Below are 13,561 nucleotides of genomic sequence, written 5' to 3'. Positions count from 1 at the left end.
CGCCGCGTTACCCCGGTGTTGCCGTCGGCGAACGGCGCCACGGCACCTAGGGTCGGCGGCGTGAGCGAGCGCTACCGGGTCGTCCCGGCGTCCTACGTCCTGCTGTTGCGCGGCACCGGTGAGCGCACCGAGGTGCTGCTCCAGATGCGTGCCGGCACCGGGTTCATGGACGGCCACTGGGCCGCCGCCGCGGCCGGGCACGTCGAGGCCGGCGAGGACGCGGCCGCCGCCGCGGTGCGCGAGGCCCGGGAGGAGCTCGGCGTCACCGTCGACCCCGCCGACCTGGTCCCGCTCACGGCGGTGCACCGCACCGGGCGCACCGGGGACCCGGTCGACGAACGCGTCGACTTCTTCTTCACCTGCCGTCGCTGGACCGGCGAGCCACGCCGCGCCGAGGACGGGAAGACCGCGGGCCTGGACTGGTTCGCGCTCGCCGACCTGCCCGCCGACACGGTCCCGCACGAACGCGCGGTGCTCGACGCCCTGCGCGACGGCGACGTGGCCGCGGTCCGCAGCCACGGCTTCCGGTAGCGGCCTACTCCGGGTCGACGAGCTGGATCTCGACGGTGACGTCCGGGCTGTCGCTGTCGTCGGGGTCGATCGCCCAGTGCAGCACCCAGTCGACCTCGTAGTCGTCGCGCCGCCGGCCGGGTGGGGCGAAGTTGACCCACTCCCCGGCCCGGGGGAGCGTCTGGAACAGCCGGACGAAGTCGGGCTGCTGCCCGATCCTCACCCGCGCGGTGATCGGTGTCTGCGACGACGGGGAGCCCACGGCCCGAGATGCTGCCCGACCGGAGCGCCGCGCGCCACGCCCCGTCCGCACGCGGTTCAGGGCCGGACGGCGCCCAGGAACCAGCGGTCCACCGAGAACGGCTCGTCGCCGCAGGACGCGACGCCCGACGCCCACGCGTCGACCTCGGCCCGGGTGAGGCCGCACCGGCCCGGCGCGGCCTCGGCGACCATCTCCCGCAGCGCGGCGCCGTAGCCGGTGGAGGCCGGCCCGCGCATCGGCATCCGTCGTGTCCACTCCCCGTCGAACCCGGCGCGCTGCAGCAGCGGGCCCAGCTCGTAGGGCAGCCGCGACCGCGGCACCGTGCTGCACCACGCGTCGCGGATGCGGCGGTGCCGGTCCTGCCCCGGCCCGGGCCAGTGCAGCGAGGTCCAGTCCGTGTCCAGCACGAGCAGCCGCCCACCCGGGCGCAGGACCCGGTACAGCTCGGTGACGGTGGCCGGCAGGTCGTCGACGAACTCCAGGACCTGCAGGCAGGCCACGGCGTCGTACGGACCGCCGGGCAGCGAGCCCGGACCGGCCAGCGCGCGCTGGGTGACGACGGCACGGGTGCCGCACCGGCGTCGCGCCAGCGTCACCATCACCGGGTCCGGGTCGACCCCCGTGGCACCCGGACCGACGGCCCTGGCGACGTCGTCGAGCAGTTGTCCCGGTCCGGTCCCGACGACCAGGATCTGCTCGCCGGCCCGCGGGCCCAGCAGCTCCAGGGTCCGTTCCCGTTCGGTCCGGGCCTCGGGGTGTCGTAGGTGTCCGCGACCCTCCGTGCGCTCGCGGCGTCGACCGGCAGCATTCCGGCTCCCTAGTCTCAACCGCCGGTGTAGCGCGCCGACTCGATCAGCGCCTCCACCGACTCCGGTGGCACTCGGAACGAGCGCCCGAACCGCACCGCGGGGAGCTCCCCGGAGTGCACCAGCCGGTACACCGTCATCCGGGAGACCCGCATCCGGTCCGCCACCTCTGCCACGGTGAGGAACGGCGCGTCCTGCCCGGACCGTTGCTCCGGGATCCCTGCCGCCATGCTGCGTCCCTCCTTCGCCGACCCGCCCCCAGGCCGACCCTCTGATCACCGAACGCAGGGACGGTAGCGCGGATCGGGCCACCCTCCCGGTGCGATCGTGTACCACCCTCGGGTGGACTGTCCGGAAAATGTCGACTGTCGGTGCCCGGCCCGACACGTGGGGTGATGATGTGCCCCGCAGGAGGGTGCGGCGCCCCCGGATCCGGTCATCTATCGTCGGGCGGTGACCGCCGCTTCCACCGTGACCGATGACGACCCGGACGGCGACTGGACCGCGCCGGGCGTGTTCCGCAGCGCCCCCGGGGTGTACCGGATCCCGCTGCCGCTGCCGCAGGACGGGCTGCGGGCGGTGAACGTCTACGCACTCGCCGACGACACCGGCTGGACCCTGATCGACTCCGGCTGGGCGATCGACGAGGCCCGCGACCTGCTGGGCAAGGCGCTGGCGGCGCTGGGCTCCGGTTTCGGCGACGTCCGCCGCTTCCTGGTCACCCACGCTCACCGCGACCACTACACGCTGGCCTCGGTGCTGCGCCGCGAGTACGGCACCCGGGTGCTGCTCGGGGCGGGGGAGCGCCCGAACCTGGAGGTCATCACCGACCCGGCCCGGCCGCCGGGCGAACCCGACCGGTCCCGGCTGCTGCGTGCCGGTGCCGCCGGCATCGTCGACGAGCTCGGCCGGGCCGGGCCGTGGCCGCGTCCGCTCCCCGAGGAGTGGGAGGCCCCCGACGAGTGGGTCGCCGACCGCGCCGCCATCGCCGTCGCCGACCCGGCCGGCACGCGCACCCTGACCGCGGTGGAGACCCCGGGGCACACCCGTGGGCACCTCGTGTTCGCCGACGAGGCCCACGAGCTGCTGTTCGCCGGGGACCACGTGCTGCCCCGGATCACCCCGTCGATCGGCCTGCAGCCGTCGCCGGTGGCGAGCCCGCTCGGGCAGTTCCTCGACTCGCTGCGCCTGGTCCGGTCCCGGCCGGACGCGACCCTGCTGCCCGCGCACGGCCCGGTCGGTGGCGGCGCGCACGCTCGCGTCGACGAGCTGCTGGCCCACCACGAGGTCCGGCTCGCCCAGTGCCGCGACGCCGTCGCCGCGGGCCATCCGACCGCCGACGCGGTCGCCCGGGTCCTGCGCTGGACCCGGCGGGAACGCCGGCTGGAGGACATGGACCTGTTCAACCGGACCCTCGCGGTCCTGGAGACCGGGGCGCACCTCGACGTGCTCGCCGACCTCGGTGAGCTGCGCCGGACCGAGGTTCCCGACGCCGCCACCGGGGTCGCCGTCGCCACCTACACGGCCTGACCCGCGCGCCGGGCCGCGACACGCCGCGCACCGTTCACCCGGTAGTCGTGTCGGGGTGGCTCCCCGGAGCGGAATCGGGCAGAGTGAGGTCACCGGAGTCCACTCACGCCACGGAGGTCACCACACCCACACCCAGCACATCTGTACCGCGGGTCCCAGCACCGACCGCGCTGCGCCGAGGACGTAGGGGAAGACGATCCTCGTCGACGACAGCGGAGGTTGGCAGTGAGCACACGCGGAGTGGTGTTCGTCCACTCGTCGCCGACTGCGGTCTGTCCGCACGTCGAGTGGGCGCTCTCGGGCGTTCTCGGAACGCGGGTCTCCCTCGAGTGGTCCGCGCAGCCGGTGGCGTCCGGTCAGATGCGGGCCGAGTGCACCTGGAGCGGTCCCGCCGGTAGCGGCGGGGCGCTCGCGGGGGCGCTGAGGGCCTGGTCGATGCTGCGGTTCGAGGTGACCGAGGAGCCGAGCCCCGGCGTGGACGGGGAGCGGTTCATGCACGTCCCCGGCCTCGGCATGTGGCACGGTCGCACCAGCGCCAACGGCGACGTCGTGCTGCCCGAGGACCAGCTGCGCACGGTCATGGCCGAGCACAGCGGCGCCGGGCTGTCCCGGCGTCTGGACCAGCTGCTGGGCACCGCCTGGGACGACGAGCTGGAGTCCTTCCGCTTCGCCGGTGACGGCGCGGCGGTGACGCTGCTGACCCACCGGGTCGGCTGAGCCGGCCCGGGCCGGGCAGACTGTCGTCCCATGGGGGCGAGGAGTGAACGGCCGGGCCGCGATCACGGTCGGCGTCCTGCTGGTGGCACTGGTGGCCGTCGGCGGTGTCGCGTGGACGGTGTCCGGGACGACCCGCTCCGGCGTCGCCCCCGCGTCCGCGCCGCAGACGGTGCCCGACGACGGCGCGGGCAGCAGCGAGGTGACCATCAGCGCGGGCGCCGCCGAGCACCCGGCCGCCCAGCTGGTGATGCAGCAGGTGCAGCTCTACTTCAACGCGGTCAACGGCCGCGACCACGCGACCTGGACCCGCGTGGTGAACCCCGAGACCGCCGACCGGCAGCCCCGCGAGGCGTGGCTGGAGGGGATCGGGTCCACCGTCGACGGCACCATCCGCATCGACCGGATCGACTCCACGAGCGGCGGCGGTGTGCTCGCCCTGGTCCGCTTCATCAGCGTCCAGGACCCGAACGACGGACCGCCCGGCCTGCACGTCGGCCGGATCTGCTGGCAGGTCGCGTTCCCGATGGCGGGCTCGCCGCCGCGGATGGACGTCGGCGACCCCGACGGGATCCTGCGCGCCCCCTGCTGAGAGGGCCGTGCGGGTCCCCGGCCGGGGACCCGCACGCCAGGCGTCAGGCCTTGGTGAACACCAGCGAGGCGTTGTGCCCGCCGAAGCCGAACGAGTTGTTGACCGCGGCGTCCACGGTCATCTTCCGCGGCTCGCCGGCGACGACGTCCAGCTCGACCTTCGGGTCCTTGTCGGTGAGGTTGAGCGTCGCGGGGATGATGTCGTCGCGCACGCTGAGCAGCGCGATGATCCCCTCGACGGCCCCGGCCCCGCCCACGAGGTGCCCGAGCGCCGACTTCGGCGCGGTCAGCACCGGGTGGTCGCCGAACGCCCGCCGCACGGCCGTCGCCTCGCCCACGTCGCCGACCACCGTGGAGGTGGCGTGGCAGTTGACGTGGACGATGTCCGAGGCGGTCAGACCGGCCCCGGCCACCGCCTTCTGCATCGCCCGGATCTGGCCCTCGCCCTCGGGGTCGGGCCCGGTGATGTGGTAGGCGTCGGACGTCATGCCGACACCGGCGAGGCGGCCGTGCACGGTGGCACCGCGGGCCTTCGCGAACTCCTCGCGTTCGAGCACGAGCACGCCCGAGCCCTCACCGAGGACGAAGCCGTCCCGCCCGGTGTCGAACGGCCGGGAGGCGCCCTCCGGGTCGTCGTTGCGGGTGGACAGGGTCCGTGACTGCACGAACCCGGCCACGGTGATCGGGACGATGCAGGACTCGGCGCCGCCCGCGAGGACGACGTCGACCTCCCCGTCGCGCAGCAGCTTGTAAGCCCAGGCCAGGGCCTCGGCGCCGGTGGCGCACGCCGAGGCGGGGGAGTGCACCCCGCCCTTGGCCTTGTACTCCAGGCTCACGAGCGCGGCCGGCCCGTTGGGCATGAGCATCGGCACGGTCAGCGGCGAGACCTTGCGCAGCCCGTGCTCCTCGAGCAGGTCGTCCTGCGCGAGCAGCGTCGGTGCGCCGCCGATGCCCGCGCCGATGACGACGGCGAGCCGCTCGGCCTCGACCGCGGCCCCGTCCTCGCCGGGGACCGGGCCGAGTCCGGCGTGCGCCCAGGCCTCCTTGGCCGCGACCACCGCGACCTGCTCGCACCGGTCCATCCGGCGGGCCTGCACACGGGGCAGGATCTCGGTGGGCTCCACGGCGAGCTGGGCCGAGATGGACACCGGGAGGTCGAACCGCTCGACCCAGTCGGCCCGGGTGGCCCCGACCCCGGACTTCCCGGCGAGCAGCGCCTCCCAGGTGGAGGCGGCGTCCCCGCCGAGCGGGGTGGTGGCCCCGAAACCGGTGACGACCACTCCGTCGGTCATGACGTCTCCTTCTCCCCGGCGGACAGCTGCACGCCGGTACCGATCACTGGTGCTTGGCGATGAAGTCGACGGCGTCGCCGACGGTCTTCAGCTCGGCGAGCTGGTCGTCCGGGATCTTGGCGCCGAACTTGTCCTCGGCCTGCACGGCGATCTCCACCATCGACAGCGAGTCGATGTCCAGGTCGTCCACGAAGGACTTCTCGGGGGTCACCTCGGCGGTGTCGATGCCGGCGACCTCCTCGACGATCTCGGCCAGCCCGGTGAGGATCTCGGCGTTGTCAGCCACGATGGTTCTCCTTGCGCGATGGTTGGGTGCGGGTGCCAGGTCGGGGTGCCCGGTCAGGGGCAGACGACGACCTGTCCGGCGTAGGACAGTCCTGCGCCGAAGCCTACGAGGAGCAGCACGTCGCCGGACCGTACCCGGCCGGCCGTGCGCATGTGGTCCAGCGCCATCGGGATGGACGCGGACGAGGTGTTGCCGGAGTGCACGATGTCGTCGGCGACGACCATGTCCTCCCGGGCGCCCTTCTGGCGCAGCTTCTTGGCGACGGCCTCGACGATGCGGAGGTTCGCCTGGTGCGGGATCAGCACGTCGATGTCGGCGGGGGTGAGCCCGGCGCGCTCGATCGCGCCCAGCGCGACCGGCGCGATCGCCGTCGTCGCCCAGCGGAAGACCGCCTGGCCCTCCTGGTGCAGCTTGTTCGTGCTCTCGCCGAGGATCCGGATCGTGGAGGCGATGTCACCCGCGCTGCCCCAGACGACCGGACCGACACCCACCTCGTCGGGGCTCTCCGCCGGGCCCAACAGGGCGGCGCCCGCGCCGTCGGCGAAGATGATGCAGGTCGACCGGTCGTCCCAGTCGACCCAGTCCGACAGCTTCTCCGCGCCGATGACCAGCACGTGCCGGGCGGAGCCGGCGCGGATCATGTCCGAGGCGACACCGACGCCGTAGCTGAAGCCCGCGCACGCGGCGTTGAGGTCGAACGCGGCGACGCCGTTCGCGCCGACCCCGGTGGCGACCTGCGCCGCGGCGTTCGGGATCGGGTTCGGCATGGTGCAGGTCGCGACGACGACGGCGTCGAGCCCGGCCGGGTCGAACCCCGCGTCCTTCAGCGCCGCCGTTCCTGCCTCGACCGCCATGTCCGGCAGTAGGGTCTCGGCGTCGGCGATGCGCCGCTCGGCGATGCCGACGCGGCTGCGGATCCACGCGTCGTCGGTCTCCACCCGCTTCGCCAGGTCGGCGTTGGTGACGACGTGCTCCGGCTGGAAGCTGCCGACGCCCAGGATGCGGGCTCCGGCGACGGTGTCGGCCAGTCGCATGCGGCTCACTTCCCGTGCTCGGCGATCAGGTCGACGGCGGCGTCGAGCTGCTCGGGGGTCTTGAGGGCCAGCGTCGGGGTCCCCTTGACCGCGCGCTTGACGAGCCCGGTCAGCGTCGCGCCCGGGGGCAGCTCGAGGGTCGCACCGGTCCCGTGGTCGGCGAGGGTCTGCATGCAGGCGTCCCAGCGCACCGGCCGGGTGACCTGTGCGACGAGCCGGCGCAGCGCCTCGGCGCCGGTGTCGACGGTCCCGCCGTCGGCGTTGGAGAGCAGGGTGAGCGTCGGATCCGACACCGGCACCGACGACGCGTGGCTCTCCAGCGCGGCGCGCGCGGGCTCCATGTGCGCGGTGTGGAACGCCCCGGCGACCGGGAGCGCCTTCACCCGTGCCTTCTCCGGCGGCGACGCGACGAGCTCGGTGATCGCCTCCTTCGTCCCGGCGGCGACGATCTGGCCCGCCCCGTTGCGGTTGGCCGGGTCGAGACCCAGCTCGGCGAGGCGGGCCAGCACGATCTCCTCCTCGCCGCCGAGCACGGCGGCCATCGAGGTCGGCGCGACGGCGCAGGCGGCGGCCATCTCGCGGCCGCGGACCCCGGCGAGGGCGACGGCGGCGTCCTCGGTCAGCACACCGGCGATCGCGCAGGCGGTGATCTCGCCGATCGAGTGCCCGGCGACGAGGGTCCCGGACGGCAGCTCGACCCGCTCGCGCAGGCGGCGCGCGGCCAGCAGACCCAGCGTGACGATCAACGGCTGGGTGACCGCGGTGTCGGTGATCTCCTCCGCGTCGGCGGTGGTGCCGAGGCGCGTCAGGTCCAGCCCCACGGCGTCGGACCAGCCGGCGACGGCCTCCGCCGAGGCCGGGTCCTCCAGCCACGGAGCGAGCATGCCGGGGGTCTGGGCCCCCTGGCCGGGTGCGAGCAGGGCGATCACGAGGACATCACACACCTCTCGGGGTCGGGGCCGGGATACCGGTTACGACGAAGTCGGACCACCGAAGTTGTAGGAAACCTACGACACGCAGGTGTGACCGGGGCCTCGTTACCGATCCGTAGGGGCCGGTGTTTGTAGGGTTCACGACAACGCCCCGCCCGCCGGGACACGGACGCCGTCGACGTCGGGATCATGCTCCCCGGTCGGGTCCAGGGGAGTCAGCGGGGTGTGCGCGGCGACGGCCGGCCCGTCGGACGCGCGGGCGGTGCGGTCCGCGACGAGCGCGGCACGCAGCACGAACGCCTCCCGCGGGTCGGTGGGGGAGCGTCCGACGAGCTCGCCGATGCGCCGCAGCCGGTAGCGCACCGTGTTGGGGTGCACGTACAGCGCGCGGGCGCAGCCCTCCAGGTTCGCCCCGCCCTCCAGGTAGGCGGCCAGGGTGCGCAGCAGCTCGCCGCCGGTGTCGTACAGCGGGGCCAGGACGTCCTCGGCGAGCCGGCGCCGCGCCGCCGGATCGCCGTGCAGGGCCCGCTCCGGCAGGAGGTCGGCGGCGTCGACCGGGCGGGGCGCGTCGGGGTGCCCCGGGGCCGCGGCCAGTCCGGCCAGCGCCTCGGCGACGGCGCCGCCCGCGGTGGCCAGGTCGGTGCTGGGCGGGCCGGAGACGACCGGTCCGGGCCCGAAGTGCCCGGCGACCTCGGCGAGCACCCGCGCGGTGACCGCGCTCGTCCCCGGTGCCGGTCCGCGTCCGGCCGGTGCCCGGCGCGCAGAGGTGGTCTCGGCGAGCCGGTCGGCGACCCGGCGCGCGGGCCGCCCGGTCAGGTGCAGCAGGACCACCAGCCGGCGTCCCTGGACGCCGACGAGCACGTCGTGACCGAGCCGCGCGGCGACCCGGCGCAGCTCCACGATCAGCTGCGGGGACTCCGGGCCGGACCCGGGTGCGGAGCCGACCAGGCAGTGCACGGGGGCGGCCGGGTCCCAGCCGAGCGCGGCGGCCCGGGAGACGAGCGCGCCGTCGGTGTCGCCGCGCAGCACGGCGTCGACGACGAGTGCCTCCAGCCGGGCGTCCCAGGCGCCGCGGGACTCCGCGGCGCCGGCGTACACGGTGGCGGCGGCGAAGGCGATCTCCCGGCCGAAGCGCAGCACGGCCTCGGTCAGCTCGTGGCGCTCGGCGTCGTCGGCGAGCGGGGGCAGGTGCTCCTCGAACACGTCCGCGGCGATGCGCACGAGCTCGACGGTCTGGCGCAGGCTGATCCGCCGGGCCAGGTCGCGCGGCGCGATCCGGAACGCCTCGGCGGTCAGCGGGGTGGTGCGGTCCGGCTCGCGCAGCCAGGACACGAAGTTCGCGACGCCGGTCTGGGTCACCAGGGCCACGCCGGCGCGCTGGTCGGCGGGCAGCCCGGCGAACCACGAGCAGCGCCGCTCCATCTCCGCCAGACAGGCCGCGGCCAGCCTGGAGGAGGCGAGCTCGAGGCGGCGCAACGTCGCGTCCGCGACCGGGTGGCGGTGCACGTCGGGCAGCATGACACGACGATGGACGCACCCACAGGACACGTCACGCTCCGGCGCGCGGATTCGCGGGCGCGCACGCGGACCGGCTGGCTCGACTCGTGGCACAGCTTCTCCGCCGGCGCGCACTACGACCCGGCCAACACCCACTTCGGGCTGCTCCTGCTGCACAACGAGGACCGGCTCGTCCCGGGGCGCGGCTACGACGAGCACCCGCACCGCGACACCGAGATCCTCACCTGGGTCCTCGACGGCGAGCTGGAGCACCGCGACAGCGCCACCGGACGGACCGCACGGGTCGGGCCCGGCGGGGTGCAGTACCTGGGTGCCGGGTCGGGTGTGCGCCACTCCGAGCACGCGACGCCGGACGGGGGCGTGCGGTTCGTGCAGATGTGGGTGGTGCCCGAGGAGCCCGGCGGCGACCCGCGCCACCTCGTGCGGGAGGCGGACGAGTGGGCGCACGGCGACACGGTCGTCCTGGCCTCGGGGCTGGAACGGCACCGCGACGCGACCCTGCTGCCGCTGCGTCAGCGCGCGGCGGCGCTGTCGGTGGCACGGCTCGCGCCGGGATCGGCCACGGTGCTGCCGACCGCCCCGTTCGTGCACGCGTTCATGGCACGCGGGGACGCGACGCTGGAGGATGTGCCCGGAGACGCGCTCGCCACGGGCGACGCGGCCAGGGTCGTCGACGACGGCGGCCGGCGGGTCACCGCCGGGCCGGCCGGGGCCGAGCTCCTGGTGTGGGAGATGCACGCGGCGCTGGGGTGGTGACACCCGGGCACCGCGGAACGCGGCCGGGGCGCGGGCCTCGGCCGGTGCGGCCTGCTGCGGTCACCGCGCCGGGCGGGTGACCGGGCGGCTCAGAGCGGCGTGACCGCGCTGGCCTGCGGCCCCTTCTGCCCCTGCTCGATGTCGAACGAGACGCGCTGGCCCTCGTCGAGGCTCTTGTAGCCGTTCGTCTGGATTGCCGAGTAGTGCACGAACACGTCCGCACCACCACCGTCGGGGGCGAGGAAGCCGTAGCCCTTCTCGCTGTTGAACCACTTGACGGTGCCTTCTGCCATTACCGCTCCCTGGAGATCATCGGCCCGGAACACTCCGCCCCGGACCGCGGGCCAGCGGCGCACACGGTCGACGCCCTGGTCAGGACGGCGAGTCGCGAGGACGAGTGATCACCGCCACCGCCGTCGCGCGGAGCCTATCGTGATCTGCGCCGCCCTGGGAGGGGCGAAAACGGACGACGGCCCGCCTCCGGTGGGGGAGGCGGGCCGTCGCGGGCCGGGTGGGGTCAGGCGGCCCCGCCGTCGCCGATCTGCGGGCCGGCGGCCTGCGGGTCGTCGATCTTGTAGCCGGCCGCGGCCTCGGCAGCGGTCTCGGTCTTCACCAGGCCCTGCTTCGCCAGCAGCGACAGCGCGCCGCCGACGATGGACTCGGCGTCGACCGCGAAGTGCCGGCGCACGGCCGGACGGGTGTCGGACAGCCCGAACCCGTCGGTGCCCAGCGACAGGAACGGCGCCGGGGACCACTGGCGGATCTGGTCGGGGACCGCGCGCATCCAGTCCGAGACCGCCACGACCGGGGCCTCGCCGTTGTCGCCCTCGGCCAGCTTCTGGGTCACGTAGGGCACGACCGGCTCGTCGCCGGGCTTGAGCAGGTTGGCGTGCTCGGCGTCCACGCCGTCGCGGCGCAGCTCGCCCCACGACGTCACCGACCAGACCTCGGCACGGACGTCCCACTCGTCGGAGAGCATCTTCTGTGCGGTCAGCGCCCACGGCAGCGAGACGCCGGAGGCGAGCAGCCGCACCACCGGGCCGGTGCCCTCGGGAGCCGGGGCGAAGCGGTACATGCCGCGCAGGATGCCCTCGCGGTCCACGTTCTCCGGCTCGGCCGGCTGGCGGTAGGGCTCGTTGTAGACCGTCAGGTAGTAGATGACGTTCTCGGGCTTCTCGCCGACCATCCGGCGCAGCCCGTCCTGGACGATGTGCGCGACCTCGAAGGAGAACGCCGGGTCGTAGGCGACGACGGCCGGGTTGGTCGCCGCGAGCAGCAGCGAGTGGCCGTCGTTGTGCTGCAGGCCCTCACCGGTCAGCGTGGTGCGACCGGCCGTGGCGCCGACGAGGAAGCCGCGGGCCATCTGGTCCGAGGCGGCCCAGATCGAGTCGCCGGTCCGCTGGAACCCGAACATCGAGTAGAAGACGTAGACCGGGATCATCGGCTCGTCGTGCGTGGCGTAGGACGTGCCCGCCGCGGTGAACGACCCGACCGACCCGGCCTCGTTGATGCCCTCGTGCAGGATCTGGCCCTGCTCGGACTCCTTGTAGGCGAGCATCAGGTCGGCGTCGACCGAGGTGTAGTTCTGGCCGTTCGGGTTGTAGATCTTCTGGCTCGGGAACATCGAGTCCATACCGAAGGTACGGGCCTCGTCCGGGATGATCGGCACGAAGCGCGCGCCGATCTCCTTGTCCTTGATGAGCTCGCGCAGCAGCCGGACGAACGCCATCGTCGTGGCGACCTCCTGCTTGCCGGACCCCTTCTTGACGAAGTCGTAGACCTTGTCGCCGGGGAGCACCAGCGGCTTGCTGGCGGTCCGGCGCGACGGCAGCGGCCCGCCCAGCTGGCGACGGCGCTCCCGCAGGTACTGGATCGCCTCGTCCTTCTCGCCCGGGTGGTAGTACGGCGGCAGGTACGGGTCGGCCTCGAGCTGGGAGTCCGAGATCGGGATGCGCTGCTCGTCGCGGAACTGCTTGAGGTCGTCGAGCGTGAGCTTCTTCATCTGGTGGGTGGCGTTGCGGCCCGCGAAGTGCGTGCCCAGGCCGTAGCCCTTGATGGTCTTGGCCACGATGACGGTCGGCTGGCCGTGGTGCGCGGTCGCCGCGGCGTAGGCCGCGTGCACCTTGCGGTAGTCGTGGCCGCCGCGCTTGAGCTTCCAGATCTCGGCGTCGCTCATCGGCTCGACGAGGGACTTGGTGCGCGGGTCGCGGCCGAAGAAGTGGTCGCGGACGTAGGCCCCGTCGTTGGCCTTGTAGGTCTGGAAGTCGCCGTCCGGCGTGGTGTTCATCAGGTTGATCAGGGCGCCGTCGCGGTCGCCGTGCAGCAGGGCGTCCCACTCGCGGCCCCAGATGACCTTGATGACGTTCCAGCCGGCGCCCCGGAAGAACGCCTCCAGCTCCTGGATGATCTTGCCGTTGCCCCGGACCGGGCCGTCGAGGCGCTGCAGGTTGCAGTTGACGACGAAGTTCAGGTTGTCCAGACCCTCGTTGGCCGCGACGTGGATCAGACCGCGCGACTCGGGCTCGTCCATCTCGCCGTCGCCGAGGAAGGCCCACACCTGCTGCTGCGAGGTGTCCTTGATGCCGCGGCCGCTCAGGTAGCGGTTGAACCGCGCCTGCATGATCGCGTTCATCGGGCCGATGCCCATCGAGACCGTCGGGAACTCCCAGAAGTCCGGCATCAGGCGCGGGTGCGGGTACGACGGCAGGCCGCCGCCCGGGCCGGCGTGGCTGAGCTCCTGGCGGAAGCCGTCGAGGCGGTCCTCGGACAGGCGCCCCTCGAGGAAGGCGCGGGCGTAGATGCCGGGGGAGGCGTGCCCCTGGATGTAGATCTGGTCGCCGCCGCCCGGGTGCTCCTTGCCGCGGAAGAAGTGGTTGAAGCCGACCTCGTACAGGGTCGCCGACGAGGCGTAGGACGAGATGTGCCCACCGACGCCGATGCCCGGCCGCTGCGCGCGGTGCACGGTCATCGCAGCGTTCCAGCGCACCCAGCGCCGGTAGGTGCGCTCGACGTCCTCGTCGCCGGGGAACCACGGCTCACGGTCGGTCGGGATGGTGTTGACGTAGTCCGTCGCGGTCAGCGACGGGACGCCCACGTGCTTCTCGCGGGCGCGCTGCAGCATCGTCAGCATGAGGTAGCGGGCGCGCTGGCGGCCGGCGTTGTCGAGGACCGCGTCGAAGGACTCCAGCCACTCGGCCGTCTCCTCCGGGTCGATGTCCGGGAGGTGGGCTGCCAACCCGTCCCGGATGACGTTGACGCGGCGCGGCTCCCCGTTGTCGGTGTTGCCGGCCCTGCTGCTCTGCGCGGTCAAGGGTTCTCCCTGCCTGATTC

At 73.8% G+C, this 13,561-nt stretch carries 15 protein-coding genes; 5 read left to right on the top strand and 10 right to left on the bottom strand.

Annotated features, from left to right (window positions below):
- The first annotated feature begins 60 nt into the window (after positions 1-60).
- Entirely contained in the window at positions 61-531 is a 471-nt protein-coding gene (locus Ae331Ps2_RS01915; protein ID WP_075311141.1) for an NUDIX domain-containing protein, read from the top strand.
- A 4-nt stretch (positions 532-535) separates the two neighbouring features.
- Here Ae331Ps2_RS01915 and Ae331Ps2_RS01910 read toward each other — a convergent pair whose 3' ends face one another.
- From Ae331Ps2_RS01910 to Ae331Ps2_RS01900, 3 genes are read right to left on the bottom strand one after another with little or no spacing between them, the layout of a single operon-like run.
- Positions 536-772 (bottom strand): hypothetical protein, encoded by a 237-nt coding sequence (locus Ae331Ps2_RS01910; RefSeq protein WP_020623049.1) that lies wholly within the window; start codon positions 770-772, stop codon positions 536-538.
- A 56-nt stretch (positions 773-828) separates the two neighbouring features.
- Positions 829-1,599, bottom strand: coding sequence for a methyltransferase domain-containing protein (locus tag Ae331Ps2_RS01905; protein WP_075311143.1), 771 nt, complete (start codon positions 1,597-1,599; stop codon positions 829-831).
- A complete protein-coding gene (locus Ae331Ps2_RS01900) occupies positions 1,596-1,808 on the bottom strand; it encodes a helix-turn-helix domain-containing protein (RefSeq protein ID WP_020623051.1) in 213 nt (70 codons plus the stop codon). The genes Ae331Ps2_RS01905 and Ae331Ps2_RS01900 overlap by 4 nt, the downstream gene beginning before the upstream one ends.
- Before the next feature lie 223 nt (positions 1,809-2,031).
- Between Ae331Ps2_RS01900 and Ae331Ps2_RS01895 the strand changes: the two genes are divergently transcribed.
- The 3 genes from Ae331Ps2_RS01895 (at position 2,032) to Ae331Ps2_RS01885 (ending at position 4,414) form a co-directional block, all read left to right on the top strand.
- Entirely contained in the window at positions 2,032-3,108 is a 1,077-nt protein-coding gene (locus Ae331Ps2_RS01895; protein ID WP_075311145.1) for an MBL fold metallo-hydrolase, read from the top strand.
- A 225-nt stretch (positions 3,109-3,333) separates the two neighbouring features.
- Positions 3,334-3,825 carry a DUF3145 domain-containing protein gene (locus Ae331Ps2_RS01890; RefSeq protein WP_075311147.1) on the top strand — a complete coding sequence of 164 codons (492 nt, stop codon included), beginning with the start codon at positions 3,334-3,336 and terminating at the stop codon, positions 3,823-3,825.
- 43 nt (positions 3,826-3,868) lie between these two features.
- The gene (locus Ae331Ps2_RS01885; protein ID WP_075311149.1) at positions 3,869-4,414 is read left to right on the top strand and encodes a hypothetical protein; all 546 of its coding nucleotides are present in this window, start codon (positions 3,869-3,871) and stop codon (positions 4,412-4,414) included.
- Positions 4,415-4,457: 43 nt separating this feature from the next.
- Here the strand turns inward: Ae331Ps2_RS01885 and Ae331Ps2_RS01880 are convergent, their stop codons facing one another.
- The 5 genes from Ae331Ps2_RS01880 to Ae331Ps2_RS01860 all read right to left on the bottom strand — a co-directional run bounded on the left by Ae331Ps2_RS01880 (position 4,458) and on the right by Ae331Ps2_RS01860 (position 9,475).
- Entirely contained in the window at positions 4,458-5,705 is a 1,248-nt protein-coding gene (locus Ae331Ps2_RS01880) for a beta-ketoacyl synthase (protein WP_020623055.1), read from the bottom strand.
- 43 nt (positions 5,706-5,748) lie between these two features.
- A complete protein-coding gene (locus Ae331Ps2_RS01875; protein ID WP_020623056.1) occupies positions 5,749-5,991 on the bottom strand; it encodes an acyl carrier protein in 243 nt (80 codons plus the stop codon).
- 53 nt (positions 5,992-6,044) lie between these two features.
- Positions 6,045-7,025 (bottom strand): beta-ketoacyl-ACP synthase III, encoded by a 981-nt coding sequence (locus tag Ae331Ps2_RS01870; RefSeq protein WP_075311151.1) that lies wholly within the window; start codon positions 7,023-7,025, stop codon positions 6,045-6,047.
- 5 nt (positions 7,026-7,030) lie between these two features.
- A complete protein-coding gene (locus tag Ae331Ps2_RS01865) occupies positions 7,031-7,954 on the bottom strand; it encodes an ACP S-malonyltransferase (RefSeq protein ID WP_075311153.1) in 924 nt (307 codons plus the stop codon).
- 141 nt (positions 7,955-8,095) lie between these two features.
- A complete protein-coding gene (locus tag Ae331Ps2_RS01860; RefSeq protein ID WP_075311155.1) occupies positions 8,096-9,475 on the bottom strand; it encodes a CdaR family transcriptional regulator in 1,380 nt (459 codons plus the stop codon).
- A gap of 9 nt (positions 9,476-9,484) precedes the next feature.
- On the opposite strand from Ae331Ps2_RS01860, the gene Ae331Ps2_RS01855 reads away from it, so the two are divergent.
- Positions 9,485-10,231 carry a pirin family protein gene (locus Ae331Ps2_RS01855; RefSeq protein WP_075312988.1) on the top strand — a complete coding sequence of 249 codons (747 nt, stop codon included), beginning with the start codon at positions 9,485-9,487 and terminating at the stop codon, positions 10,229-10,231.
- An 89-nt stretch (positions 10,232-10,320) separates the two neighbouring features.
- On the opposite strand, the gene Ae331Ps2_RS01850 is transcribed toward Ae331Ps2_RS01855, so the two are convergent.
- Together Ae331Ps2_RS01850 and aceE are read right to left on the bottom strand one after the other, a co-directional pair.
- Positions 10,321-10,524, bottom strand: coding sequence for a cold-shock protein (locus Ae331Ps2_RS01850; RefSeq protein WP_020624180.1), 204 nt, complete (start codon positions 10,522-10,524; stop codon positions 10,321-10,323).
- Positions 10,525-10,748: 224 nt separating this feature from the next.
- Complete coding sequence (aceE, locus tag Ae331Ps2_RS01845; RefSeq protein WP_075311157.1) at positions 10,749-13,541, bottom strand: pyruvate dehydrogenase (acetyl-transferring), homodimeric type; 2,793 nt, start codon at positions 13,539-13,541, stop codon at positions 10,749-10,751.
- Positions 13,542-13,561: the final 20 nt, after the last annotated feature.

Source organism: Pseudonocardia sp. Ae331_Ps2, from assembly GCF_001932405.1.
In the GTDB taxonomy this organism is placed as follows: Bacteria; Actinomycetota; Actinomycetes; order Mycobacteriales; family Pseudonocardiaceae; genus Pseudonocardia.
The sequence above is the reverse complement of the archived record's forward strand: the minus strand, read 5'-3'. Positions and strand labels throughout refer to the sequence as shown.